General features: G+C 71.6%; 22 protein-coding genes. 9 read left to right on the top strand and 13 right to left on the bottom strand.

Annotated elements, in window-relative coordinates:
* Positions 1-27: 27 nt before the first annotated feature.
* Positions 28-930 (bottom strand): carbohydrate ABC transporter permease, encoded by a 903-nt coding sequence (locus ACZ6TB_RS03875; RefSeq protein WP_465550239.1) that lies wholly within the window; start codon positions 928-930, stop codon positions 28-30.
* Positions 927-1,823, bottom strand: a complete 897-nt coding sequence (locus tag ACZ6TB_RS03870) for a carbohydrate ABC transporter permease (protein WP_465550237.1) — start codon at positions 1,821-1,823, stop codon at positions 927-929. Before ACZ6TB_RS03870 ends, ACZ6TB_RS03875 begins: the two co-directional genes overlap by 4 nt.
* A 128-nt stretch (positions 1,824-1,951) precedes the next feature.
* Between ACZ6TB_RS03870 and ACZ6TB_RS03865 the strand changes: the two genes are divergently transcribed.
* On the top strand, positions 1,952-2,965 hold the full coding sequence (locus ACZ6TB_RS03865) for a LacI family DNA-binding transcriptional regulator (RefSeq protein WP_465550235.1): 1,014 nt from the start codon (positions 1,952-1,954) through the stop codon (positions 2,963-2,965).
* Positions 2,966-2,981: 16 nt separating this feature from the next.
* On the opposite strand, the gene ACZ6TB_RS03860 is transcribed toward ACZ6TB_RS03865, so the two are convergent.
* Positions 2,982-5,207, bottom strand: a complete 2,226-nt coding sequence (locus tag ACZ6TB_RS03860) for an ATP-binding protein (RefSeq protein WP_465550233.1) — start codon at positions 5,205-5,207, stop codon at positions 2,982-2,984.
* A gap of 230 nt (positions 5,208-5,437) precedes the next feature.
* Here ACZ6TB_RS03860 and ACZ6TB_RS03855 point away from each other — a divergent pair, with 230 nt between their 5' ends.
* The 5 genes from ACZ6TB_RS03855 to ACZ6TB_RS03835 all read left to right on the top strand — a co-directional run bounded on the left by ACZ6TB_RS03855 (position 5,438) and on the right by ACZ6TB_RS03835 (position 11,705).
* Positions 5,438-6,112, top strand: coding sequence for a GAP family protein (locus tag ACZ6TB_RS03855; RefSeq protein WP_465550231.1), 675 nt, complete (start codon positions 5,438-5,440; stop codon positions 6,110-6,112).
* 49 nt (positions 6,113-6,161) lie between these two features.
* The gene (locus ACZ6TB_RS03850) at positions 6,162-7,565 is read left to right on the top strand and encodes a GGDEF domain-containing protein (RefSeq protein ID WP_465550229.1); all 1,404 of its coding nucleotides are present in this window, start codon (positions 6,162-6,164) and stop codon (positions 7,563-7,565) included.
* Positions 7,566-7,588: 23 nt separating this feature from the next.
* On the top strand, positions 7,589-9,091 hold the full coding sequence (locus ACZ6TB_RS03845; protein ID WP_465550227.1) for a M1 family metallopeptidase: 1,503 nt from the start codon (positions 7,589-7,591) through the stop codon (positions 9,089-9,091).
* Between the two features lie 82 nt (positions 9,092-9,173).
* On the top strand, positions 9,174-11,090 hold the full coding sequence (locus tag ACZ6TB_RS03840) for a potassium transporter Kup (RefSeq protein WP_465550225.1): 1,917 nt from the start codon (positions 9,174-9,176) through the stop codon (positions 11,088-11,090).
* Complete coding sequence (locus ACZ6TB_RS03835) at positions 11,091-11,705, top strand: hypothetical protein (RefSeq protein ID WP_465550223.1); 615 nt, start codon at positions 11,091-11,093, stop codon at positions 11,703-11,705.
* A gap of 15 nt (positions 11,706-11,720) precedes the next feature.
* On the opposite strand, the gene ACZ6TB_RS03830 is transcribed toward ACZ6TB_RS03835, so the two are convergent.
* The 5 genes from ACZ6TB_RS03830 to ACZ6TB_RS03810 all read right to left on the bottom strand — a co-directional run bounded on the left by ACZ6TB_RS03830 (position 11,721) and on the right by ACZ6TB_RS03810 (position 17,401).
* The gene (locus tag ACZ6TB_RS03830; protein WP_465550222.1) at positions 11,721-12,653 is read right to left on the bottom strand and encodes a hypothetical protein; all 933 of its coding nucleotides are present in this window, start codon (positions 12,651-12,653) and stop codon (positions 11,721-11,723) included.
* 69 nt (positions 12,654-12,722) lie between these two features.
* Entirely contained in the window at positions 12,723-13,748 is a 1,026-nt protein-coding gene (locus ACZ6TB_RS03825; protein WP_465550221.1) for a hypothetical protein, read from the bottom strand.
* The gene (locus tag ACZ6TB_RS03820) at positions 13,745-14,074 is read right to left on the bottom strand and encodes a PadR family transcriptional regulator (RefSeq protein WP_465550218.1); all 330 of its coding nucleotides are present in this window, start codon (positions 14,072-14,074) and stop codon (positions 13,745-13,747) included. The genes ACZ6TB_RS03825 and ACZ6TB_RS03820 overlap by 4 nt, the downstream gene beginning before the upstream one ends.
* Positions 14,075-14,148: 74 nt before the next feature.
* A complete protein-coding gene (locus ACZ6TB_RS03815) occupies positions 14,149-16,389 on the bottom strand; it encodes an nSTAND3 domain-containing NTPase (RefSeq protein WP_465550216.1) in 2,241 nt (746 codons plus the stop codon).
* Positions 16,390-16,480: 91 nt separating this feature from the next.
* Entirely contained in the window at positions 16,481-17,401 is a 921-nt protein-coding gene (locus ACZ6TB_RS03810; RefSeq protein ID WP_465550214.1) for a homocysteine S-methyltransferase family protein, read from the bottom strand.
* A gap of 68 nt (positions 17,402-17,469) precedes the next feature.
* Here ACZ6TB_RS03810 and ACZ6TB_RS03805 point away from each other — a divergent pair, with 68 nt between their 5' ends.
* Positions 17,470-18,081: a TetR/AcrR family transcriptional regulator gene (locus tag ACZ6TB_RS03805; RefSeq protein WP_465550213.1), complete on the top strand. Its 612-nt coding sequence runs from the start codon at positions 17,470-17,472 to the stop codon at positions 18,079-18,081.
* Positions 18,082-18,117: 36 nt separating this feature from the next.
* On the opposite strand, the gene ACZ6TB_RS03800 is transcribed toward ACZ6TB_RS03805, so the two are convergent.
* From ACZ6TB_RS03800 to ACZ6TB_RS03790, 3 genes are all read right to left on the bottom strand, one after another.
* A complete protein-coding gene (locus ACZ6TB_RS03800) occupies positions 18,118-21,366 on the bottom strand; it encodes a S8 family peptidase (protein WP_465550211.1) in 3,249 nt (1,082 codons plus the stop codon).
* Positions 21,367-21,481: 115 nt separating this feature from the next.
* Complete coding sequence (locus ACZ6TB_RS03795; protein ID WP_465550209.1) at positions 21,482-22,039, bottom strand: TIGR03086 family metal-binding protein; 558 nt, start codon at positions 22,037-22,039, stop codon at positions 21,482-21,484.
* Positions 22,040-22,041: 2 nt separating this feature from the next.
* The gene (locus ACZ6TB_RS03790) at positions 22,042-22,995 is read right to left on the bottom strand and encodes a sigma-70 family RNA polymerase sigma factor (RefSeq protein ID WP_465550207.1); all 954 of its coding nucleotides are present in this window, start codon (positions 22,993-22,995) and stop codon (positions 22,042-22,044) included.
* A 139-nt stretch (positions 22,996-23,134) separates the two neighbouring features.
* Between ACZ6TB_RS03790 and ACZ6TB_RS03785 the strand changes: the two genes are divergently transcribed.
* Complete coding sequence (locus ACZ6TB_RS03785) at positions 23,135-24,529, top strand: MFS transporter (RefSeq protein WP_465550205.1); 1,395 nt, start codon at positions 23,135-23,137, stop codon at positions 24,527-24,529.
* A gap of 218 nt (positions 24,530-24,747) precedes the next feature.
* Here ACZ6TB_RS03785 and ACZ6TB_RS03780 read toward each other — a convergent pair whose 3' ends face one another.
* Entirely contained in the window at positions 24,748-25,041 is a 294-nt protein-coding gene (locus tag ACZ6TB_RS03780; RefSeq protein WP_465550203.1) for a hypothetical protein, read from the bottom strand.
* Complete coding sequence (locus ACZ6TB_RS03775; RefSeq protein WP_465550200.1) at positions 25,038-25,250, bottom strand: hypothetical protein; 213 nt, start codon at positions 25,248-25,250, stop codon at positions 25,038-25,040. Before ACZ6TB_RS03775 ends, ACZ6TB_RS03780 begins: the two co-directional genes overlap by 4 nt.
* Before the next feature lie 245 nt (positions 25,251-25,495).
* Here ACZ6TB_RS03775 and ACZ6TB_RS03770 point away from each other — a divergent pair, with 245 nt between their 5' ends.
* Positions 25,496-25,717, top strand: coding sequence for a hypothetical protein (locus ACZ6TB_RS03770; RefSeq protein ID WP_465550198.1), 222 nt, complete (start codon positions 25,496-25,498; stop codon positions 25,715-25,717).
* Positions 25,718-25,732 lie beyond the last annotated feature (15 nt).

The raw sequence follows: 25,732 nt of genomic DNA, 5'->3' as shown, positions 1-25,732 counted from the left end.
GACTACTCCTTTGTTGTGGGGGGTGCCTCAGCCTTTGACCGCGCCGCCGGTCAGCCCGGCGACGTAGTAGCGCTGGAGGATCAGGAAGATGACGACGCAGGGCACGGCGCCGACCACCGCGCCGGTCTCCAGGACGCCCCAGTTGAGGGTTCCGCCGGCGCCGCTCTGCAGGTTCGCCAGCATGACCGGCAGCGTGTACTTCTCCTGGCGGGTGGTGAAGATCAGGGCGGCCAGGAACTCGTTCCACGCGGTGAAGAAGGCGTAGAGCGCGACGGTGGCGGCGCCGGGGGTCACCATCGGCAGCAGCACCCGGCGCAGGGCGGTCAGCGCCGAGGCGCCGTCGACGATGGCGGCCTCCTCGACCGCCGCGGGGATCGAGGTGAACGCGGCCCGCATCGTGAAGATGCCGAACGGCAGGGCGAACACCGAGTACAGCAGGACCAGCCCGACCAGCGAGTTGGTGAGGCGCAGCGAGTCGAGGATGAGATACAGCGAGGGCACGATCGACTGGAACGGGATCATCATGGTGGACAGCACGACCAGGAACAGGACGCCCTTGCCCGGGAACCGGAAACGGGCGAAGCCATAGCCGGCGAGCACCGACAGGGCCGTGGCGAAGACGACCGTCCCGGCCGTGACCAGGGCGCTGTTGGCGACGTTGGTCCACAGCCCGGCGTCCAGCAGGCGGCGGTAGTTCTCCAGGCTGAACGACCGGGGCAGCAGGGTCGGCGGCGACTGGGCGAACTCGGCGCCGGTCTTGAACGACGAGAGCAGCAGCCAGCCGAGCGGCGCCACGAACAGCAGCGCCAGCAGGCCGCAGACGGTGTAGAACGCGGTGGCGGGCAACCATGCCGGTCGCCGGGACCGGCGCCGGGCCGGCGCCGCGGCGGTCGCGGCGGGCGCGGTGTGACGGGCCTGGAGCAGGCTCACGAGTCCTCCCGGGTGCGCAGGACGAGCAGCTGAACCGCCGTCAGGATGAGCAGGATGACCATCAGGGCGATCGACAGGGCCGCGGAGTAGCCGAGGTTGAAGTCGATGAAGCCGGCCCGGTAGATCAGGTAGACGACCGGGATCGTGCTGTTGTCCGGGCCGCCCTGGGTGAGGATGAAGAACTGGTCGAAGGCCAGGTAGCTGCCGATCACGGTGAGCACCAGCACCAGGCCGATCGTCGGGCGCAGCAGCGGCAGGGTGATCGAGAACATCGTGCGGAACCGCTTGGCCCCGTCGACCTGGGCCGCCTCGTAGTAGTCCGCGGAGATCGCCTGCATGCCCGACATCAGCAGCAGCATGGTCAGCCCGACCGTCTTCCAGACCACCAGCACGACGACCACGGCCAGCGCCGACGAGAAGTGGCTGAACACCGAGACGCTGCCGCTCGCCAGCCCGGTCCGGCGCAGCAGATCGGGGACCACCCCGATCCGGTCGTCGAGCAGCCACAGCGTCAGATAGCTCGCGGTGGCGAAGCCGATCACCACCGGCATCACGAACGCCGTGCGGAACAGGCCCACGCCGCGCCGCCGGTGGCGCACCGCCGAGGCCAGGGCGAAGCCGGCCACGAACAGCGCCGCCGTGACGATCACCGTGTAGAGCGTGGTGAACAGCAGGCTGTCGCGGAAGCCGGTGTCGTGGATCAGCCGGTCGTAGTTCGCCAGCCCGATGAACCGGCGTTCGCCGAGCAGCGACCAGTCGTAGAACGACATCAGCCCGGTCACGATCACCGGGGCGATGAACAGGCCGATCACGAGCAGCACCGCCGGCGCCACGAAGAGCAGGCCCAGACGCTGCCGCCGGGCCTGGGGCCCGGCCCTCCTCGCGCTTCGCACCTTCGTCTCCATCCGTTACGTAATCGATTTCGTTGCGGCGCACGTTACAGGTTCGAGTCCGGCCCGTGTCAAGGGTTTCTGCTAGTGTCGGTCGCGCCGGAGGTCTACGTAACCGATTAGGGAGATCAGTGGTCGCACGGGTGACGATGCGGGACGTGGCGAAGGCGGCCGAGGTGTCGACGGCCACCGTCTCCAAGGTGCTCAACGACCGGCCCGACGTCGGCCCCGAGGCCCGCAAGCGGGTGCTCGAGACCATCGCCCGGCTCGGCTACCGGCCCAACGCGGTCGCACGCGGGCTGCGGTCCCGGCACACCGACACGATCGCCATCCTCACCGACGACCTCGAGGGCATCTTCACCAACGCGCTCATGCGTGGCGTCGAGGACGCGGCCTCGGCGTACGACGTCTCGGTCCTGCTCGCCAACAGCTACGGCGACCCCGAGCGCGAGCGCAAGCACCTGCGCCGGCTGCTGGACCGGCAGGTCGACGGCTTGATCATCATGTCCGGCAACCGGGTGCGCAGCCGCCCCGGCCCGGCTCTGCCGCTGCCCGGCACGCCGTACGTCTTCCTCTACGAGTACGGCGCCTCGGAGCCGGTGCCGAGCGTCCTGCCCGACGACCGCGGCGGCGCCGCGCTGGCGGTGAGCCACCTCCTCGCGATCGGCCGGCGGCGGATCGCGTTCCTCAACGGCCCGTCCTCGTGGGACGCGACCGCCGACCGCCTGGCCGGCGTGACGGCCACGCTGGAGGCGGCCGGCCGGGCTCTCGATCCCACGCTGATCCGGCACGCTTCGTCGTGGTCCCCCGAGGACGGCTACACGCTGGCCGCCGACCTGATGAGCGTCGCCGAGCCTCCCGACGCGATCTTCTGCGCGAGCGACGACCTGGCCACCGGCGCCCTCGCCGCGCTGCACGAGGCCGGCCACGCCGTCCCCGCCGACGTGGCCGTGGTCGGCTTCGACGACCGCTCCCTCGCCGTCCACCAGCGACCGCCGCTGACCACCGTGGCGCTCCCGCTGCTCGAGATGGGCCGCGCCGCCGGCGGGCTGCTGCTCGAGGCCATCAACGGCGCCCCGCAGCGGCACACCCTGATCCGCATCCCGTGCGAGCTGAAGATCCGCGCGTCGACTCAGCCGGCCTGAGACGCCGCCGGTCGGCTCAGCCGGCTTGGGGTCGCGGCACCCGGGCGCCCAGCTTGGCCTCGACCTCGTCCGCGTCGGGATGGTCGATCTCGGTCAGGATGTCCAGGGACTGGCGCCACCCGTCGCGGGCCTGGCGCACCCGGCCCCGGGCGTGGTCGGCGTCGCCGAGGTGGTTGAGGACGATGGCCTCGTACTGGCGGTCGCGCTCGGCCCGGAACGCGGCCAGCGACCGCCCGTAGCAGTCGGCGGCCTCGTCGAAGCGGCCCAGGTGGAAGCAGGCCATGCCGACGCTGTCCCAGGAGTGCCCGGCGCCCATCCGGTTGCCGGCTGCCTCGTGCACCGCCACCGCCCGCCGGCAGTGCTCGAGCGCCCGCTCGTAGTCGCCCATCGTCAGGTAGCACCAGCCGAGGTTGTTGGTGGCCCGCGCCTCGCCGACCGGGTCGTCGTCCTGGCGGTAGAGCTCCGTGGCGGTGTTGGCCGAGGCGATCGCGCCCGCGTAGTCGGACCGCCGCCGGGCCACGATGCCCAGGTTGAGGTGCACCTTCGCCATGCCCTGCCGGTCGCCCAGCCGCTCGTACAGGGCCAGCGACAGGGTCAGGTGCTCGCGGGCGTTGTCGAGGTCGCCGAGGTCGATGTAGGCGTACCCCACGTTGTAATGGCTGATCGCCTGGAACAGCGGGTCTCCGGCCCGGGCCGCGGCCGCCACCGCCCGCATCTGCCAACCTATCCAGTTCCGCTTGTCCCAGCGCCGCTCGTGATAGGTCAGCACCGCCCACGCCAGCCACCACACGTACGTGTCCAGCCCCGACTCCTCGGCCAGGTCGCACGCCGCTCGCAACGTCTGCTGCTCGCCGCCGAACCACGCCATCGCCGCGGCCCGGTCGGCCGGCGACTCCAGGGTCACCCCCTCCGCGTACTTCACCGGGGTGTCGAAGCCGCGGTCGGGATTGAGCAGTCGATCCGCCCGCAGCGCCGTGTGCAGGTAGTAGTCGAGCACCCGGGTGGTCGCCGCGAGATCCGGCCCGGCGGCCAGGTCACGGGCGTACTCGCGGAGCAGGTCGTGGCAGCCGAAACGGCCCGGCAGCGGCTCGGACAGCAGGTTCGCGGCGCCGAGCTCGGCCAGCAGCGGCCGGGTCGACGCCGGCGGCAGTCCGGCCAGGCTGGCCAGCGCCCCGGCCCCGGCGACCGGGCTCGGATGCAGGCCGAGCAGCCGGAACAGCCGCGCCGCGGCCGGGCTGAGCTTGCGGTACGACCAGGAGAACACCGCCCGCACGTCGGTCGCCGGGTCGGTGCCGGTCAGCACGTCGAGCCGGGTCTCGCGCAGCTCGGCCGCGATCGCGTGCAGCGGGAACCCGGGATGCGCCGCGGCCCGGGCGGCGACGATGGCCAGCGCCAGCGGCAGCCGGGCGCAGGCCCGGACGATCTCGTCGACCGCCCGCGGCTCGGCCCGCACCCGGTCGGCGCCGATCCGCCGGGCCAGCAGCGACCGGGCGCCCTCGCCGGTGAGCACGTCGAGCAGCAGCAGCTGGGCGCCGTCGGCCACGGCCAGGCCGGCGAGCCGGTCGCGGCTGGTCACCACCACCACGCAGCCGGGCACGCCGGGCAGCAGCGGCCGCACCTGCTCGGCGTCGCCGGCGTTGTCGAGCACGATCAGCATGCGGCGGCCGGCCAGCGCGCTGCGGTAGAGCGCCGCCCGCGCCTCGAGGCCGGCCGGGATCCGCTGCGGCGGCACGCCGAGCCCGTCGAGGAAGCCGCGCAGCGCGTCGTGGGGGGACAGCGGCGGCCCGCTCGGCCCGAATCCGCGCAGGTTCACGTAGAGCTGCCCGTCGGGGAACCGGTCGCGCACCCGGTGCGCCCAGTGCACGGCCAGCGCCGTCTTGCCGACCCCGGCCGTGCCCGAGACCGCCGAGATGATCACGCCGCGGCCGGCGGCGCCGGCGGCCAGCGCGTCGAGCCGGGCCAGCTCCCGGTCGCGGCCGGTGAACCCGGCCGGGTCGAGCGGCAGCTGCGCCGGCGGGATGTCGTCGCCGGGCCCGCTCCCGGCGCCGAGGAACTCCTCCCGCGAGTCGCCGGACAGGGCGAACGCGTCGGCCAGCACCCGCAGCGTGAACATCCGGGGCGCGGCCACCCGGCCCGCCTCCCACTTGCCGATGCTGCGCACGCTCACGCCCGCCCGCTCGGCCAGCTCCTCCTGGGTGAGGCCGAGGCGGCGGCGGTGGGCACGGACCAGTTCGCCGAACACGTAACGATGGTGGCAAATGCGCGCACGCCGCGATAGCAAGGGTCCGACATCAAAGTGCCGATGAAGTTCCGGTTCATGTCCTGGTTTGTGACGGCACAAAACGGCATCGTTGACGTACGCCGGGAGCGGTGCCGCGCTGAACCAGAGGGGGAGACTCAGCGGGGGACCGCTGCCGGGGATCACCCGGCCCGGAGGATGTCGCGGCCCGGCACGGCCGCGACAGTCGTTCCATGGGCGAAGCAATCGGGCAGAGCCTGCCCACCGCGGTCGGCGTGGCACTCAGCCCGATCCCGATCATCGCGGTGATCCTCATGCTGACCACCGCCCGGGCCCGCGCCAACGGCCCGGCGTTCGTGCTGGGCTGGCTGGTCGGCCTGGCCGCGGTCGGCACGATCGTGCTGCTGCTCGCCGGCCCGTCCGAGAGCGGCGCCGCGACCGAGCCGGCGGCCTGGGTGGGCGGGATCGAGCTGGTGCTGGGCCTGCTGTTGCTGCTGATCGCGGTGCGGCAGTTCCGCGGCCGGCCCCGGAACGGCGCCGAGGCCACGATGCCGCGATGGACGAACGCGATCGACCAGTTCACCGCGGTCAAGTCGGCGGGGCTGGCCGTGGTGCTGTCGGCGGCGAACCCCAAGAACCTGCTGCTCGCGGTGGCCGGGGCGACGGCCATCGCGCAGACCGGCATCCCGGCGGGGGAGCAGATCATCGCGTACGCCCTCTTCGCCGTGATCGGATCGCTCGGCGTCGCCCTTCCGGTCGTTCTCTACCTGGTGATGGGCAAGCGCTCGCAGGCGATGCTGGGCCGGCTCAAGGACTGGATGAGCGCCCACAGCAACGTGATCATGAGCGTGCTGTGCCTGGTCATCGGGGCCAAGCTGGTCGGCGACGCGATCGGGACGCTGTGGTGACCGGCCGGTAACCGCTCAGGCGCGTGACCCCGCGGCCGATCTGCGGGGCGTGTGGAAGGCTGTCGCCGCGGTGCTGCTCCTGGGCGGAGCCGTGATCACCGCGTGCACCCCGGACTCGGTCCTGGGCCAGGCCGCCTATCTCACGTGCTTCGCCGGCATCACGGTCGCGGCCTGGGTGGCCGCGCTGCGCTCGCCGGCCGGCCGCCGCGGGCCCTGGGTCCTGATCGCCTCGGCGGTCACCTCGTGGCTCGGCGGGGACGTCACCTGGGGCGTGCTCCAGCTGACCGGCGCCGAGACCGAGGTCGGCCTGCAGGACGCGTTCTGGCTGGCCGGCTACCCGCTGCTGGGCGGCGCGATGCTGTCGATCGTGCGGCGCCGCGGCTCCGGCCGGGGACGCGCCGCGCTGCAGGACGGGCTCGCCCTGACCACTGCCGCCGCGGTCGCGGCGTGGCAGTTCTTCATCGCGCCGGGCCTGGAGGACGGCGGCGGCACGCTCGCCGTCGTGGTCGGCGCGCTCTACCCGATCGGCGACCTGGTCCTGTTCGCCGGCGTGCTCTACCTGGTCCTCGCGCCCGGCCGCACCGGGCGCCCCGGCGGCCTGCTGATCGCCGGCACCGCGCTGATGCTGCTGCTCGACACCGGCATCACGCTGGTCACCGCGGACTGGCCGGCCGGCGCCGTCGACCGGCTCAACGGCGCGCTGCTGCTGGCCAACGGCCTGGTCGTGGCGCCGCTGCTGGTGCGCGACCGGGACCGGCTGCTGATGCCGGTGCGGGCCGAGGTGGCCACCCTGCACCCGGCCCGGCTGATCTTCCTGGGCCTGGCCATGCTGACCGCCCCGATCCTGGCCGACACCCGCGGCGCGCTGCCGGCGGGGGAGCGGTTCCTGCTGCTGACCGCCACCGTGGTCACCGTCGGGCTGTGCCTGGCCCGCTTCACCGGTGCCGTCCGCGAGCAGGCCCGCGCCCAGCAGGGCCTGATCCACGCGGCCGGGCACGACAGCCTGACCGGGCTCGCCAACCGGCGGGCGCTGCGCGAGCGGCTCGGCCGCGACTTCGACGACCTGACCCTGCTCTACCTCGACCTCGACGGGTTCAAGGCGATCAACGACGAGCACGGCCACGCGGCCGGCGACGCCGTCCTGGTCGAGGTGGCCCGGCGCATCCGAGGCCAGGTGCGGGCCGAGGACCTGTGCGCCCGGCTCGGCGGCGACGAGTTCGCGGTCCTGTGCCCCGGGCCGGGCGCCGGGGCGTTCGAGCTCGCCGACCGGCTCGAGCGGGCGGTCAGCGAGCCGATCCTGGCCGGCGGCGTCGTGGTCCGGGTCGGCGTCAGTGTCGGGCTCGCCGACACGAACGGGTGTGCCGATCAGGACGACCTGTTGTCCCGAGCGGACCACGCCATGTTCACGATCAAACGAGCCAGGAGAGCCGAAAAGGCGTACTTAAGCTCGTAGATCTCTTGTTACGCTCGGCGACCATGAGCACATACACGGGTAACACTTCGTCCCGCCTGGTGGCCGCCGGATCGGCCGCGCTGCTCGGGCTGACGGGTGCCGTGGTGATCGGGAGCGGCACCGCCGCCGCGTCCGGCCACCACCCCACCCCGGGCGCCGCCGGCCTGGGAGACCGGCTGTATCCGCTGCTCGGCAACGGGGGATACGACGTCCAGAACTACGACATGCACCTCACCTATCCGAAGAAGGACCCGGCTCAGCAGGTCCGCGGCGACGTCACCATCACCGCGGTCGCCACGCAGGCCCTGTCCCGCTTCGACCTCGATTTCGGCGGCGACAGCGTCGGCGGCGTCGCGGTCGACGGGCGCCGCGCGTCCTTCAGCCGCTCGGGCGACGAGCTGGTGATCACGCCGCGGCACGCGATCGGCAAGCGGCACCGCTTCACGGTCACGGTGTCGTTCGCCGCGACCCCGATCTCCCCGAACGCGAGCTCGCCGGCCGGCTTCGTGAAGACGCCGGACGGCACGGTGCTGGCCGGGCAGCCGGACCAGTCGCACAACCTGTTCCCGAGCAACGACCACCCGCGGGACAAGGCCACCTACACGATCACGCTGACCGTGCCCTCGGGCTGGTCGGGCACCGCCAACGGCCGGTTGATCAAGACCAGGACTCGCGGCGGGTACGTCTCCTCGACGTACCGGGAAAGCAGCCCGATGGCCAGCGAGCTGGTCCAGGTCGTGGCGGGCGACTTCATCACGTACGTGCGGAAGCCCGTCAATGGCATCCCGATCCGTGACGTGGTCCCGCGCCGTCTCGCCGACAAGCTGCTGCCGGTGGCCGCGGACGAGCGCAAGGAGATGTCCTGGCTCGAGGGCAAGGTCGGGCGCTACCCGTTCGAGAACTACGGCTCGCTCGTGATCGACGGCGACCTGGGCTTCGCGCTGGAGACCCAGACGCTCTCGCTCTACGACAGCGGCACCTTCGGCCTGCCGTCGGTGATCATCAACCCGATCATGGCGCACGAGCTGTCCCACCAGTGGTTCGGTGACAGCGTGGCGCCGTGGGAGTGGAGTGACGTCTGGCAGAACGAGGGGCACGCGACCTGGTACGAGGTGCTCTACGCGTACGAGACGGGCACGCTCCAGCAGTACTCGAACGTCGCGACGCTGGACGCCTACTACAAGCGGGCGTACTCGCGCGGCGACCAGTACCGGGCCCGCTACGGCCCGGTCGGTCACCCGCTGAAGGCCGACACGATCTGGGACGTCTTCAACCCGAACGTGTACGACGGCGGCGCGCTCGTGCTGTTCGCCCTGCGCCAGCAGATCGGCGTGGCGAACTTCGAGCACCTCGAGCGGGCCTGGGTCGCGAAGTACCGCGGCAAGTCGGCCTCGTCGCAGGACTTCATCGACCTGGCGTCGCGGATCTCGCACCAGAACCTGAACTCGTTCATGCACGCCTGGCTCTACGACACCAAGACCCCGCCGATGCCGGGCCACCCGGACTGGACCGTGAACCCGGTCTAGTTTTGGTCCGGCGAGTTCTCCCCTTGTGGCACCCCGGGGGCCGTAGTGTCCCCGGGTGTCACCCATGTGAGGGAGGATCCCGGTGGCGCAGCAACACGGCAGTGCGCGGGACAAGGTGAAGCTCACGCTGATCGTCGGCGCGCTCGGCGTGGTCTTCGGCGACATCGGCACGAGCCCGATCTACACCCTGCAGACGGTCTTCAACCCCGACGACCCGCACCCGGTGCCGGTGAGCACCGAGAACGTCTTCGGCATCTGCTCGCTGGTCTTCTGGTCGGTCATGTTCGTGGTGACGTTCAACTACGTGCTGCTGGCCATGCACGCCGACAACGACGGCGAGGGCGGCGTGATGGCCCTGATCACGCTGCTGCGCCGCTCGGCCGAGGGACGCGGGCGCCGGGTGGCGCTGTTCCTGGCCGCGCTCGGCATCTTCGGCGCCTCGCTGTTCTTCGGCGACAGCATGATCACGCCGGCCATCTCGGTGCTCTCCGCCGTCGAGGGCGTCAAGCTGGTGCGGCCGTCGCTGGCCGAGGCCGTCGTCCCGATCACCGCCGTGATCATCGTGGTCCTCTTCCTGGTGCAGCGGCGCGGCTCGTCGGCGGTCGGCCGCGTCTTCGGCCCGGTCATGATCGCCTGGTTCACGGTCATCGGCGTCCTCGGCGTCACGGGGATCGTCAAGCATCCCGCGATCCTCGAGGCGCTGTCCCCGACGTACGCGGTGGGATTCCTGTTCGGGCATTTCGGCATCGCGTTCTTCGCGCTCGCCGCCGTCGTGCTGTCGGTGACCGGCGCCGAGGCCCTCTACGCCGACATGGGCCATTTCGGGCGCAAGGCGATCTCCCGCGGCTGGCTGTTCCTGGTGCTGCCCGCCCTTGTGCTGAGCTATTTCGGCCAGGGCGCCCTGATCATCTCCGACCACGCGAACATCAGCGGCCCGTTCTTCCTGCTCGCCCCCGAGTGGCTGCGGTTGCCCCTGGTGCTGCTCGCCACCGCCGCCACCGTGATCGCCGCCCAGGCCGTGATCACCGGCGCGTTCTCGGTCACGTCGCAGGCGGCCCAGCTCGGCTACCTGCCGCGGCTGCGGGTCGCGCACACCAGCGAGCACGAGATCGGCCAGATCTACGTGCCGTGGATCAACTGGCTGCTGATGGTGTCGGTGCTGACGCTGGTCTTCGCGTTCCGGAGCTCGGCGGCGCTGGCCTACGCGTACGGCATGACCGTCACCGGCACGATCACCATCACCACCCTGCTGTTCTTCTACATCGCGCGGCAGCGCTGGATGACGTCGCTGTGGCTGCTGATCCCCGGCGCCACCGTGCTGCTCTCGATCGAGCTGCTGTTCGTGGCGGCCAACCTGACCAAGCTGCTGCACGGCGCCTGGCTGCCGCTGCTGATCGCGCTGATCGCGTTCACCGTGATGACCACCTGGCAGAAGGGCCGGTCGATCGTCACCGCCGAGCGCCGCCGCCGCGAGGGCACGCTCAGCGAGTTCATCGACGACCTCACCCGCAACGCGGCGTCGATCGTCCAGGTGCCGGGCACCGCCGTGTTCCTCAACCGCGGCAACCAGACCGCGCCGCTGGCGATGCGGGCCAACGTCGAGCACAACCACGTCCGCCACGACCACGTGCTGATCATCTCGATCGAGACGCTGCCGGTGCCGCGCCTGACCGACGAGGAGCGGATCACGGTCGACGCGCTCGGCTTCGAGGACGACGGCATCTTCTTTGTCAGCGCCCGCTACGGCTACGCCGAGACGCAGGACCTGCGCGCGGCGCTGAACCTGCTCGACCCGGCGACCACCGAGGGCCGGCTCGACCTCGACAACGCCTCCTACTTCCTCTCGAAGATCGAGCTGCGCCGCGGCGCCGAGCCGACGATGGCCGGCTGGCGCAAGCGGCTGTTCATCGCCACGTCCTACATCACCGCCGACGCCGCCGAGCACTTCGGCCTGCCCCGCGAGCGCACGGTCATCATGGGCTCGCACATCGAGGTCTGAGTGCGGCTGGTCTTCGACGGCTCGATCGCCGGCGTCGGCACCCGTTCCGGCGTGCGGCTGGTGGTGGGGGACTGGTCGCGCTCGCCGTTCGGCCCGTTCGCCGACGTGATGGTCGAGTCGCCGTCCGGCCACCGCACGCTGGTCGCGCCGCCGGCGGTGGCCGAGTTCGTGGCCGCCACCTACGGCTTCGACGACGTGCGGATCGCGCCCGTCACCGTCGTCACCTCGTCCGCGGTCGAGGTCACGGCCGGCCCGGTCTCCTTGCGCTTCCGCGTCGGGCGGCGCGGACCGCTCGGGATGCTGCTGCGGGCGGTGCCGGCGCCGCTCGCGCGCCGGCCGGCCTGGTGCGCGCTGATCGACGGGCCGGCCCGGCTGCTGCTGCCGGGCGTGCGCACCCGCGGCAGCGCCGGGAACGGCCGCCGCGAGTGGTACGGCGCCCGGGACCTGCACCCGATCGTGGCGGCGTCGGCGTCGCTGGATGGCCGTGACCTGGGCCCGCTCGCGCCGGTCGACCCGCCGGTCCGGTTCGGCTTCGGCTCGGCACCGCGGCGGCCGGCCCTGGTGCGGGTGACCACCACGGTGTCGCTTCCGACCGGGGTCAGCCGGCGGCGGTGACGCTTCCGGACGCGGTCAGCCGGCCACGGTGACGGTGAACGTGCCGACGTTGGCGCCGTCGGTCTGGCCGGCGGCCGGGCCGCCGTCGAGCCACGTCGTGGTGGTGCCGGTGCCGAGGACGCCGGCCGGGGTGCCGGCCGGGGCGGTCAGCACGAACTCGTACGCCCGCTTCTCGCCCTGCGCCAGCCGGCCACCGGCGACGGCGCAGGTGGCCGCGCTGTCGCCGGGCGCGGTGGGCAGCCGGTCGGTGCCGACGACGCAGGCCTCGGACGGCTCGATGTACGGGTAGTCGAGGCCGGCCGGGACCACGATCGCGGCGGACAGGTAGGCGTGCGCGGCGTCGGTGCGGTTGCGGACGGTCACCGGCACCCGGCCCGCGAACGTGCCGTCCGGCTGCCGGGCGAGGGTGACGTTGCGGGCGGTCACCGTCAGGGCGGCTCGGGTGCTCTGCGCGTACGGCCGCGGGTTGCGCACCGACCCGGCGGTGGACCGGAAGATCGCCGGGAAATCGGCGGTGGACCCCGCGGCCTCGACCAGGCCACGCTCGGGCGCGATCTGCGCGAACGCCCGCGGCTTGGCCGGTGACCGGAACCCGACGGTGATCACGCCGGTCCCGCCGGGCGCGATCTCGCCGTCCGGGGAGCAGATGGTGATGCCGCGGCCGTCCGGCGTGTGGTCGAGCACGCAGCCGGACGCGCCGTCGATCGTGTCGGTGGTCGCCGGCAGCGGCTCGGTGATGGAGACGGCCCCGGAGAACGGCTCGGCCGTGTCGTTGTGGACCGTCACCCGGACGCTGCCGGCGTGGCCGTAGCGCCCGGGCTCGAGAATGAGCGGCTCGGCGGTGACGGTGACGCTGCCGGCGGGCGCGGCCTGGGCGGCGACCGCGCCGGTGACCAGCAGCGAGCTCGCCGCGAGCGCCGTGACGCCCGCGCGCAGGAGGGTACGCATGGTGGGATGCCCCTTTTCATCGATCCCCGTGAGGCCGTGGGATGCACGGCCATCGATTGCCAAGGGACCTTAACAGCCCGGCTCGTCCGCTTCCGGCACGGGCCGCACCCGCCGCCGCGCCGAGCTCAGCCCCCGGCGCACCGGCCCCGCGAGCAGGGGCAGGACCACCGTGCTGACGAGCAGCGCGTACAGGCCGGCCACGCACGCCTCGATCTCGTTGTCGCCGGTGACGCGGTAGGCGAGCGACCAGAACGGGTCGGTGGTGGACAGCCACATGGTGCCGAGCGCGGTGATCGGCGTGGCGAGCACGAGCAGAAGCCAGGCGCGGCGGGTGGCCACGGCGGCGACGATGCCGCCGGCCAGCAGGACCAGGGCGGCGAGATGCAGCACGTACGACGAGGGCAGCCGATAGTCGCAGCAGGCGCCGTAGAAATCCGGGGTCGCATCCCACAGGCTGGCGACGCGGTATTCGCCGGACCCGAGATAGGCCCCGCCGATCGGCGGCTTCACCACGGCTGCCAGGGCGCTGAGCGCCGCGGCCGTGATCGGCGCGAGGCGGGCCGGCCATCCCGCCGCGTTCGGCAGCGGCAGGGCCGTGACGGCCAGGACCAGCAGCGGCAGGGCCATGTAGAGCTTGAGGCTGGGCAGATCGGTGAGCCGCGTGCCGGCCGCGGCGACCGCCAGCACCAGCGAGACCGCCGCCGCCGTCCGGGCCAGGCGGCCGGGCCGGACGGCCACGAGCACGGCGGTGACCAGCCAGCCCGCATAGGCGCCGGCGTAGGCCGTGGCCACCGGGCCGCCGTGGTCCGGGTGCAGCTCGAACACCGTCAGGTAGTAGACGCTCAGCGCGGCCAGGGCGCTCAGCGACCAGACCGCCGCGGCCGGCAACGCGTCGGCGGCGCCGGCCAGTCCCGCCGAGCGCAGCCGCTCCCGCATCCCGCCGGCGATCAGGTCGGCGGCGTCGGCCGCGCGCGGTCGCCGCCGGTCGCCGGCCAGCTCCAGATAGGTGTCGACGATCTCCCGCCCGCGTTCCCGCCGATAGCCGCGCGGGTAGGCGAACAGCAGCCGCCGGTAGGCCGTTTCCAGGCGGCTCATGCCCACGCCTCCCGCCGCTTGAGCCGGGCGGTGGCCGCCTCGACGTGCCGGCGCATCCGCTCGGTCTCGGCCACCAGGGCCGACTCGCCCTCGGGCGTCAGCTTGTAGTACCGGCGCAGCCGGCCGTCGACGACCTCTTCGCGGTCGCGCTCGACCAGCCGGTCGTCGCTGAGCCGATCGAGAGCGCCGTAAAGGGTGCCCGGCCGCAGCGCCACCCGCCCGTCGGAGAGCCGATCGACCTCGGCGATGAGGCCATACCCATGGCGCGGCCCGTCGGCGAGCGCGGTAAGAATCAGGAACGTCGGTTCCCGGAGTGGATCAGGCATGGCGGTGAATATATCGGACGCGAAGATATCTTCATAGCCATGCCATCGGGCCGGCCGCGGGTGGTCGTCCTCGCTCAGGCCGCCTTGCCGAGAGATGCGAGCGACGCGAACATCGCCCGGAGATACTGCTCGTCGGAAATCTGGGTGTCGGATGCGACCTCGAGCGCGGCGACGTCGCGGGTCTCGATGTCCTCGGCCGCCTCTCGCACCATCGCCCGGAGCTGCGCGAGGTCCTCGGCGAGGTACTCCTCGTCGAAGCACTCGAGATAGTCCAGCACCTCCATCGCCGTGGAGTAGTCCTCGCGGGGTAGTTCGTCGAGCTCGACCCACGTCGCGAGCTGGTCGGCGGCGCTGTCGAAGATGTCCTGGGTGACCTGTATCCGGATCGACTCCGGAACGGCGCCGAGCCCGTAGAGGACGCCTTCGATGTCGCGGCCCCGCTCCCAGTTGAGTGTCTCGTCCGCTATCGCCTCGATGAACTTCGCCTGCACGGGCCCTCTCAGCCGCGCCAGTGCCCCCGCCCGGTACCGCGCCAGATCGCCGAGCAGCCGGTCCGTCCAGCCGGGAAGCCGGACCAACTGGCGCGGGTCGGCCAGGAGGTCCTCGACCAGCTCGGCGGCCACACCCGCGACGCGTTCGGACCGGATACCCCGGGCGAACTCGGCCATGACGGCCGCCCGGCACACGACGGCCCACTCCCCGTCGAAGACCGGCAACCGCGTGGCGACGTCGGCGATCTGCGGCTCCAGGGTGCGCAGACACTCGTCGAGCTTCTTGCCGGCCCGCAGCCAGAACTGCCCGATCTGCTCGACCGACTCCGCCGCGGCGATGATGCGGCTCGTGATCTCCGGTCGTTCCGCGAGGTAGTCGCTCATGAAGTCACGGACCGACGGGTTGTGGTAGTCGACGTATACCGTCTCGTCCTCGCGTCGTTCGATGCGCAGCATCGTGCCGTCGAGCGTCCGCAACGTCTGGCGGAGCGACTTCTTCGCCTCGACCGGGGAGACCCCGCGGTATCGCTCGACCGCCCGTTCGAGCTGCCCCATCGGCACGGAGGGTTTGAGCGAGAACAGGATCTCCAGCACTTCGACGTCGGCCTGGTCGAGTTGATGGAGGACGATGTGCTCCCAGATCGACGACGGGTCGTCGAGGTTCGCGACGAGCCGTTCGACGGTGGCGGCGGCCGACTCATCCGGTGCCGGGACTCGGAGGCTGAGACTGACCAGCCGCGGGCTGAAGTTCGGATGATCGATGATCCGTTCGTAGACCACCGGGTCACCGAACGCCTGCTTCGTCCGGGCCGGCAGCGCCGAGGCCATCACGTGGTTGTAGAGGATCTGCCCTCGTGCGCGCCGCGTGTAGTCGGCGAGGTCGATAACGCACGTCATCGGGTCGAAGTTGCGGCGTGCGAGTCGTTCGTAACTCTGCTTGGCCTGGGCCAGGATGTATTCGCGAGTCGTCAGCACGAAGCGCTTGTTACCGGCCTTGTTGACGCGGTCGAGGAACGACAACAACCGGCCGTCCTCGTTCTTGTTGAGTTTGTCGCGAAATGCGGTCTGCCCGAGGAAATCGTCGTAGTAGAAGAACTGCGGACGGGTGTCGTCCCAGACCTTGTACGCCTCGTTGACGTCCTCGGTGATCTCCACCAGGTCGTAGCCCTCACGGACGTACCAGGCCGCCAGCACCTGCGCCAGGGTGGTTTTCCCGATGCCGGGAATGCCGGCGACGATGCACACGTGCAACGCCTCGAGCAGGCGTTGCGCTCGGTGCAGGCTCTCGTTCGGCGCATAGATGCGGGTCGTCTCGTTCAGGTCGTTCAGCAGCGCCGAGCTTCGCACCATCGTGTCCCGGGTCAGGAGCTCGGTGAGCACGTTCGTGCTGCTCAGCCAGAGCCGGAAGTGCCGCCGGACCAGTGCGGGACGGGATCGCAGCTCGCTCTCGATCTCGTGCAGACCCAGGATCTGGCCGGGGTCCTTCGCGAACGGGTGAAGGATCCGGGCCAGCTTGTCCTTCTGCAGCTTCGACAGCTCGGCCGAGGTGAGCAACATGTACCGAACGGGGTCGATCTTCTTGACCTTGGGTAGTTCGAGCTGTTCCATGTGCCGTATCAGCAGGGGGCCGGAGTTGCGCTGCCAATGCTTGCATTGCACCACCAGTTCGGTGGTCTTTCCCGTGCCCGGGTATCGAAGGTCGACCCCTTCGTCGCGGCCTCGCGAAAAGATCTCCAACCGGAGTCCGAGCATCTCCTGCAGGAGGTCCTTGCCGATCAGCTCGAACTCGAAATCGGTGAGGCGGTGCAGATCGAAGGAGTCCAACTGGTCACCTCTGACATCGCGACTCACCCGGGATCGGTGAGCTTTCCGTGCACTATGGCGGCGCCGGATCGCGACCGGGTAACGACTCCGTTCAGTTGTCCGCGGAATGGACGGTCACGCCCCACATGGCGGCCACGTGGCGGGCGTCCGTCCCGCAGCAGCCGCCGATCAGGGCCAGCGCCGGCAGCAGCGGCCTCAGCTCGTCCTGGGCGCGGGCCAGCGCCACCGGGTCGCCCTCGTCCAGCTCGGTCGCCGCGTCCAGTTCCTCGTGACTCAGCTCCGACGAGTTCGCTCGCATGCCGACGATGCGGGACCGCCAGTCGCCGTCGGGGGCCAGGGCGGGGGCGACGTGCCGGGGGTGCGCGCAGTTGACCATGAAGTAGTCGGGGGCGGCGAGAGCGTCGACCTCGGTGATCGCGTCGGCCAGGGTCGTGCCGGAGGGCAGGGTCCCGTCCTGCTCGACGGTGAACGACACGGCCACCGGCAGTCCGGCCGAGCGCGCCGCGCGGACGATGCCGACGGCCTCGCCGACGCCGGTCATGGTCAGGGCCGAGACCAGGTCGGCCCCGGCGGCGGCGAACGCCGAGATCTGCGGCGCGTGGTAGGCGGCCGCGTCGTCGGGGTCGGCGTAGGCGGCCACATATCCGTCGCCGCGCGGGCCGACGCAACCGCTCACCAGCAGCGTGTCCAGGCCGGAACGGTCGCGCAGGCCGGACAGCAACTCGACCGACAGGCGGTTGAGACGGGCCAGCTCCGACTCCGAGTAGCCGAGCCGCGCACCCCAGTCGGGGGAGCAGCGCCACGTCGGTGTCTCCAGCTGCAGGGCGGCGCCGGCGCGGCGGGCGATCGACACGTACGCCGCGTAGTAGCGCAGCAGCAGCGAAGGCGCGGACGTCAGCAGCGGGAACGCCGCGAAGTCGGGCAGGTCGACGTCGTAGTGGTAGATCAGGTCGGTCTCGAGGCCGCCGTCCGTGACGACGGGGCGGCCGGCCAGCTGCGGTAGGTCCGTCATGACCACTGTTCTAACAGACTGAATAGTCTGGTTCAACAGCAGACCAGTTGGTCTGGTACAAAGGACCCATGCCCCGAAACGGTCAGGCCACCCGCGACCGGCTCCTGCAGACCGCCGAGCGGCTGATGACCGAGCGGGGTTACAGCGCGACCTCCGTCGATCAGGTGATCGCCGAGGCGAGCAGCTCGAAGGGCGCCTTCTTCCACCACTTCCGCTCCAAGACGGACCTCGCCGCGCAGGTGGTCGCGCGCTACGCGGCGGCCGATCTGGCACATCTCGACGCGGGCCTGGCCGCCACCGCGCACATCGCCGATCCGGCCGCGCGGGTGATCGCGTTCCTGCGCCACTACGAGGACGGTGCCGACGCGCTGATGGCCGAGCAGTCCGGCTGCCTCTACGCGACCGTGCTGGCCGAGCGCGAGCTGACCGGGCCGGAGATCAACGAGCAGGTCGCGGCGGCGGCGCGGGCGTGGCGGGAGGCGCTGACCGACCTGTTCCGGACGGCGATGCCGGACGCCCCGGTCGATCTCGGCGCACTGGCCGACCACCTCTACACCACGTTCGAGGGCGGCTTCATCCTCTGCCGCACCACCGGCGACCCGTCGGCGATGCGCGCCCAGCTGCGGATCTACCGCCAGTTGGTGGAAGCCCTGCTCAACGAGGAACGGGCGGCCGCGTGAAGCGACCGCCCGCCCATCAACCATCAAAATCAGAAATCAGCGCACCGCGTACGCCCGGATGATCGTCTCGGTCACCGCGTTGCCGTGGGTGTCGGTCGACGCCACGCGCAGCGAGGCGAAAGCGGCCGAGCGCGGGTGGTCGACGATCGCGACGCGGTGGTCGCCGGAGCCGCGCACGCCGGCCTTCTTCCAGGTCTTCCCGTCGTCGTAGGAGACCTGGACGGACAGCGACCGCACCGGGCCCGCCGCCGAGCCGGGCTGCCGCTCGACCGTCAGCGGGATCTCGAAGCGGCAACCGCGTGCCGCCGCGCCGGCGCGGGGACTGAACCGGACCGTGGAGACCGGCAGCCGCTGGAAGTTCTCGCCGTCGACGTGCCCGGACCGGAACGTCCACGTGCCGCTCACCGAGGTGGACAGCGTGTGCGGCGCGCCCCGGGTCGAGGCGGCCTCGAGCCGGTACGACGCCTTGCCCGCGGGCACGTCGTAGTCGGTGCCCTCGCCGACCTTCGTCCCGTTGCGGTAGAGCACCAGCGAGTCGGTGTCGACGCTCGAGCTGCCGGGGTGGCCGGCGCCGTCGCCGAACATCGGCACCACCGCGATGATGTGGTCGGCCGTCCGGGTCACCCAGAGCGCCTCGTACGGCGGCTGGGTCACGTTCGGTCCGAAGACCGCCGAGTTCCACTGCTGCGGATAGACGTGACCGGGCTTGTACGCGACCCGGCCGCTGGTCTGCTCGCTGAGCCATTCCGGGAAGTCGTCGCCGACCGCCGGCAGTTGCTGCATGAAGTCGCCGGACCAGGGCGCGTCCGTGTTGACGTACTCCGTGCGGTGGAACGGCAGCGAGAACGGCACGAAGGTCGTCCAGCCGCCGCTGTTCTCGGTGTACTGCGCCATGTTGCCCTTGGCGCCCTCGGCCCCGGTCGCCTCGGCGGCGAACGACGTCCTGAGCGTGGCGAGGTCGTGCAGGCGCGGCGCCTTCGTCAGCCCGGCGAAGTTCCGGCCGGGGCTGAAGTAGGCGAGGTCGGTCGTCCACGGGCTGTTCCGGAACATCCCGTCGGCGCCGGGGTCGGCGAACGAGCCGTTGACGCTGCCGAGGAAGAACGGCCGCGACACCTCGTTGATCCGGCCGGTGTAGAGCTCGTCGAACGTCAGGCCGAGCAGGCTCACCGACATCCCGATGTTCTCGAGCGTCCAGTCGGAGTTGACGGCGGCGAGCAGGGTGCCCGCGTCCTTCTGGGGCGCTTTCACCCGTACGGGCAACGCCTTCGTTCCGTCGATCTTCAGGGTCATCGTGTGGTCGACCGTGACCTCGGGCGCGACGAGCTGGCCGGTGGCCTCCTCGCCCTGGTGGACCCAGGCGAACACGCCGTAGCGGCCCTTGGGCACGCGGAACTTCTCGACCGGGTTGGCGGAGAAGCCGTCGAGCTCGAGGTACTGGTCGAGGTTGACCAGCGCGACGAAGTGGTCGGTGCTGGGCGTCCCGTCGAGGCCGGTGATCGGCACGGTGACGTCGTAGCTCTCCACCTCGCGGTCGACGCCGAGCGGGGTCTCCACCCGTACGCCGCCGGCCGCCGTCGCCGTGAGGTAGCCGCCCAGCGGCCCGTCGGTCAGGGTCGCGTCGCGGGTGTCGGCGGTGACCGTGGTCGCGGCCGTCCCGCCGGCCGGCACGGTCAGCGTCGTGGCGGCCACCGTGAACGGCTTGCCCGGCGCGGCCAGCGACAGCGTGACCGCCGCCGAGCCCGAGTTCCGGTAGGTGACCGTCCGGGTGACCGGCTGGTCGTCGCCGTGCGGCCACTGCTGGAGGCCGAAGCTCAGGCTGCCCTCGTCGGCGGTGACCGTCTGGGTGATCTCCCGGGCCACGTCGACCCGGCCGGCGCCCTGGTCGAACGCGTTGACGCCGGCGGTCGGCTTGGCCGAGCCCATCAGCGTGTTCTTGCGCAGCTTCGACGACCAGCCCGGGTGCTCCTGGACGAGGATCGCGGCCGAGCCGGACACGTGCGGGGTGGCCATCGACGTGCCGGACAGCGACACGTAGCCGTCGACCGGGGCCGGGTCGCCGATGAAGCCGTTCTTCGCCTTGGCCGCCACGATGTCGACGCCGGGCGCGGTGATGTCGGGCTTGAGGCCGTGGTCCTCGGCGCGGGGTCCGCGGCTGGAGAAGTCGGCCAGCTGGTCGTCGCGGTCGACGGCGCCGACCGAGAGCGCGGCGTCGGCGGTGGACGGCGAGCCGACCGAGCCGGCCGAGCCGTCGTTGCCGGCGGCGATCACGAACAGCGTGTCGTACCGGGCGGTGAGATCGTTGACCGCCTGCTCGAGCGGGTCGATCTCGGGGGTGTCCGGCCCGCCGATGCTGATGCTGACGACCTTCACCTGCGGCGCGGCCCAGGCCATGCCGGCCAGGATCGCCGAGTCGTCGCAGAACTCGGTCTCGCAGACCTTGCCGATCAGCAGCTTGGCGCCGGGCGCGACGCCCTTGTAGCGGCCGCCGGACGCGGCGCCGGAGCCGGCGATGATCGAGGCGACGTGCGTGCCGTGCCCGACCTCGTCGTCGACCGTCGCCGTGGTGGTGAAGTTCGCGGTTCCCACGATCTTGCCCGCGAAGTCCGGGTGGGTCTGGTCGATGCCGGTGTCGAGGATGCCGACGGTGACGCCGGTGCCGTCGTAGCCGGCCGCCCATGCGGTGGGCGCGCCGATCTGCGGCACGCTGTGGTCGAGCGTGACCTTGCGCTTGCCGTCGAGCCACACCCGCTGGATGCCGGGGGCGAGCGAGCGCGCGGCGGCGGAGCCGGCGGTCAGCGAGGCCCAGAGCGACCGGGTCTCGGCGACATTCGCGTGTACGGCCATGGTGCCGACGGCCGGGATGTCGCGGGTGACCTGCGCACCGCCGCCGGTGAGCGCGCTGCGTGCGCCGGCCGCGGCGTTCTTCGGGTACGAGACGAGCAGCTTGAGGTCGCCCGTGGTGTTCAGCAGGCTGACGTCGAACAGGCGCTTGTCGAGGCGGCCGGCCCGCAGCAGGGCCAGCGCGTCGGACGGGATGACGTAGCGGTGCCCGCTCGTGGTCTGGGTCATGAAGCGGATCTTCGAGCGGCCCGGTCCGGGCTGGACGGACGCGCCGCGGCCGTGCGTGGTGACCCGGTCGCCGGTGATCAGCGTGACCGTGCTCGCGGTGGTGCTCGTGCCGGCCTTGGTGCTGGTGGTGGACGGCGCGGCGGCGGCCGGTGCCTGCAGGGCCGCGACGACCAGGGCCGCGGTGAGTAATACGGCCGGCAGTCTTCGTCTACGCATCAGGTGCCTCCCCGTGCCGGGACGGTCCCGGCTCCGGATAGACACTGGCAAATGCGCGCGGCGCCGTGTGCCCCGCGATCGACGTTTGCCGAAATTCGCGAACTTCACGCTCCGCTTACGGCGCACGCCCTAGGAAGCTCAGCAACTGGTCGGCCGGCGACCCGCCGGGCGGCGTCGCCAGCGGGCGGTCGAACCGGCCCGGCCGATCGCCCGGCCGCACCAGCACCACGGCCAGATCGAGGAGCTCGTCGGCCAGCTCGGCCGGGATCGGGCGCGGGTCGCCGCAGGCCCGGGCCACGTCCCAGCCGTGCACGGCCACCTCGATGGCACCCGCCCCGGCGACCAGCGGCGCACTCAGAAGCGCTTCTTCCACCCGTACGGCCGCAGCGCCGCAGGCATTCGCCCAGGCGCCCACCAAGCGTGCCGCGCGTTCCCTTGCCGTGACGACCACCTCGCCCGCGTCCGGCAGCGGCGTCAGCGACACCCGCCCCGACGCCGCCTCCTCGAGCGCGGCCATCGAGTCGATCAGGTGCTCGAGCAGTTCGTGCAGATCCCACGCCGCGCACGGGGTGGGACGGGACAGCAGCGCCGGGGTCACCAGGGAGATGCTGCCGAGGCAGTACGCGACCGCCCGTTCCAGCACGGCCACCCCGGCCCGCAGCGCAGTGTCCATCGTCAGACCGGAATCGATTCGGGCAGCCCGAACGTGGCGAACAGGCGCAGGTCGAAGAAGCTCGACACGTGGCTGACGCCGTGCGGGGTGAGGGTGAGCACGGGCAGGTTGAACGGGCGGTAGGTGTCGCCGTCGCGCATGTAGAGGCCGAACGCGTACTGGCCGTTCGCCCGGGTCGGCACCAGCTTCATGTCGCCGGGTCCTTGCGCCGGGCAGCGCGTGTCGATCAGCCGGGCGATCGTCTCCGGGCCCTCGTACCAGCCGGCGAACGGCGGCATCTCCCAGGTGGCGTCCTTGGTGAAGATGTCGACCAGCGCCGGGATGTCCTTGGCCTCGAACGCGGCCACGAACCGGTCCAGCAGCTCGCGCTGCTCGGTCTCGGTCGGCACGGCCACCTCGTCGGCCGTCACCGTGGCCTGGGCGAGCTGGGCGCGGGCCCGCTGCAGGGCGCTGTTCACCGAGGCGACGGTCATGTCGAGCATCTCGCCGACCTCGGCCGCCGGCCACTGCAGCACGTCGCGCAGGATCAGCACGGCCCGCTGCCGGGGCGGCAGGTACTGCATGGCCGCGACCACCGCGAGCCGGATGCTCTCCCGCTGGGTGACGACGCCGGCCGGGTCGAGCATCGCGTCCGGCACCGGCTCGAGCCAGGGCACCTCTTTCTGCTCGAGCAGCGCGTCGGACGGGTCGGAGCTGGGCGCGCCGAGGCCGATCGGCAGCGGGCGGCGGCCGCGCGACTCGAGCGCGTTCAGGCAGGCGTTGGTCGCGATCCGGTGCAGCCAGGTGCGCATCGACGAGCGGCCCTCGAACCGGTCGTAAGAGCGCCACGCCCGCACGTACGTCTCCTGCACGAGATCCTCGGCGTCGTAGACCGAGCCGAGCATGCGGTAGCAGTGCGCCAGCAGCTCCCGCCGGAAGGGGTCCGCCTGCTGAACGAAATCCGTGTCGGTGTCCACTCTTCGCGCCTCCCTCAGAAGTACCGACCGCTCTCCGCGCCCGGACTCATCGCTGTTTCCCCGATTAATTTCGCCGGCTGCCCCGGTCTGTCCTGGCGATCGTAGTTACCCGCATTTTTCTGCTGGAGAGGCCGGGACCGTGCGCTTCGCTTCGTCTGCCGACACAGACCGCCGCTGGATCGCCCTGCTGGTGCTGTGCGCCGGCATGCTGATGATCATCTTGGACGTCACCATCGTGAACGTCGCGCTGCCCGCCATCCAGGCCGAGCTCGGCTTCAGCCGGTCCGGGCTGGCGTGGGTGATCAACGCGTACCTGATCCCGTTCGGCAGCCTGCTGCTGCTCGCCGGCCGCCTCGGCGACCTGTTCTCCCGCCGCGGCGTCTTCGTCGCCGGCCTGGTCGTCTTCACGCTGGCGTCGGCCCTGTGCGGCCTGGCGACCAGTCAGGAGGTGCTGATCGCGGCCCGCTTCCTGCAGGGCGTGGGCGGCGCCGCCACCAGCGCCGTCATCCTCGGCATGATCGTCACGATGTTCCCCGCGCCCGCCGAGCAGGCCCGGGCCATCGGTGTCTACAGCTTCGTGGCGTCGGCCGGGGGAGCGGTCGGCCTGCTGCTGGGCGGCGTGCTGACCTCGGCCGTGAACTGGCACTGGATCTTCTTCGTGAACGTCCCGGTGGGCGCCCTCACGGTGGTCGCGGCCCGGCGTCTGATCCCGCTCGACCACGGCCGGGGCCGTGGCGCCGACGTGCCCGGCGCCCTGCTGATCACCGCGTCGCTGATGGTGGCGGTCTACGCCGTCGTCTCCGGATCTTCCTATAAACTCGCCCTGGGGGCGCTCGCCACACTTCTCCTGGGAGCCTTCGTCGTGCGCGAGGCCACCGCGGCAACCCCGCTCGTGCCGCTGCGCATCTTCCGCTCCCGCACCCTGACATGTGCCAACCTGGCCCAGCTGACCAGCGCGGCGGGCATGTTCGGCATGTTCTTCGTGGGCGTCCTCTACTGCCAGCACGTGCTCGGCTACGGCGCCTTGCGCATCGGCCTGGCCTTCCTGCCGGTGACGGTCGTGATGGGCGGCCTGTCACTGCGCTACACCGAAAAGCTGATTTCCCGGTACGGCGCCCGCCGCCTCGTGATCACCGGGCTCGCGTTGGTGGCCTTGGGGCTGGCGTACTTCGCCCGCGTCCCCGCCGACGGCTCGTATGTCGTCGACGTGCTGCCCGCCATGCTGCTGCTGGGTTTCGGGGGCGGGCTCGCCTTCCCGGCGCTGGCCGCGCTGGCCATGTCGGACGCCACGCCGGAGGACGCGGGGTTGGCCTCGGGCGTCTTCAGCACCACGGCCGAGGTGGGCTCGGCGCTGGGGCTGGCGGTGCTGGCCACGTTGTCGGCGTCGAGTTTCCGCACCTCGTTCGTGGCGGCGACGGTGATGGTCGTGGTGGCCCTGGTCATTGCCGCGGGGTTTCTCCGGTCGCGTCCCGCGGCGTCCGCCGACGCCGACGCCGGCGGTGCCCTCGAGCCGGCCACGGCCGGCGCCCGTTAGCCCGCCGCCGGGCCGTCCGCCCTGCGGCGCGCCGGGCCGTCCGCCCTGCGGCGCGCCGGGCCGTCCGCCCTGCGGCGCGCCGGGCCGTCCGCCCTGCGGCGCGCCGGGCCGTCCGCCCGGCGGCGCGCCGCCGGGCCGGCCGTTGATAGCCACCGCCGGGCCTCGGCCTGCGAATGCCGTGGCCGCTCCGGCGAGCGGACGCCGCCGCCCGCCCGCCGCTACCGCATGCCGCCGCCGGTCCGGGACCTCTCGCCCTGCCGGCGACGCCCGCGCCGGTCGGCGTGCGCGACCACTTGCCGGCGGCGAGCCGCCACCGCAACGCGCAGCGCCGCCCACAGGCGCAGTCGCCGAGAGCTGTCCGCGGCGGCGAGCAGCTCGGCCAGGCCGCGACGCTCCTCCGGCGGCACGCACACCAGCACGATGATCAGCGGCAGCACCGCCACCACGATCTCGACCGCGATGAACAGCAGCACGACGGCGATCGCCGCCACCACGAGCACCGAATCGATCATGACGGGCCTCCACTCAGGAACGCCATGAGCACCAGCGCGAGGGCCAGCGCGATCGCGAGCACGGTCGCGGCCGCGGCGGCGACCGCGTGGAGGAGGGGCCCGAGCGGGGCCAGCGCCCGCTTCGCGTAGCGCAGCGCGACCACCAGAAGGATCATCGCCGCGACGAGATAGACCTCGGGATGGATGTCGGACAGAACCGGAATTCCCATGATTACCGCCATTCCACGGGGACGCCTGATTGCACTGTCCGTGATCGACATTGCAGAGCGCCATGCAACGTTCACCAGGTGTGAATAGATCTCGCGTCAATACTGGTTCTGCCATATGGCAAAGTGCTACAGTTCGCCTTGACTGGTTGCGGGTAGCCCTTGTTCAGGTGGCCCTATTGCATGATTGTCAAATGTTATTCGCGGTTCGGTGAATATTCCCAAGGCTTCTGACATCATGGCTATTCGTGACCAATGATCAAATTGCGGCCGCGCCGCTGCGTCTTGAGCTCGTCGCGTCGGAGTGTGCCAGCAACACATGTCCGGCCGTCTTCCGCAGCGATCGCGGGACGGTGGTCGTTCAGGGCTATCCCGTCTCGGCCGAGCGTGCCGGTGTCGATGTCCCCGAGGGCGAGTTCCTGGTGGAGATCCCCGCGCACATCCTGACCGAGGCGGCCCGCGCGATCTGAATCGCGATCTGAATG

This window comes from Actinoplanes sp. NPDC051537 (genome assembly GCF_055586105.1).
The sequence above is the reverse complement of the archived record's forward strand: the minus strand, read 5'-3'. Positions and strand labels throughout refer to the sequence as shown.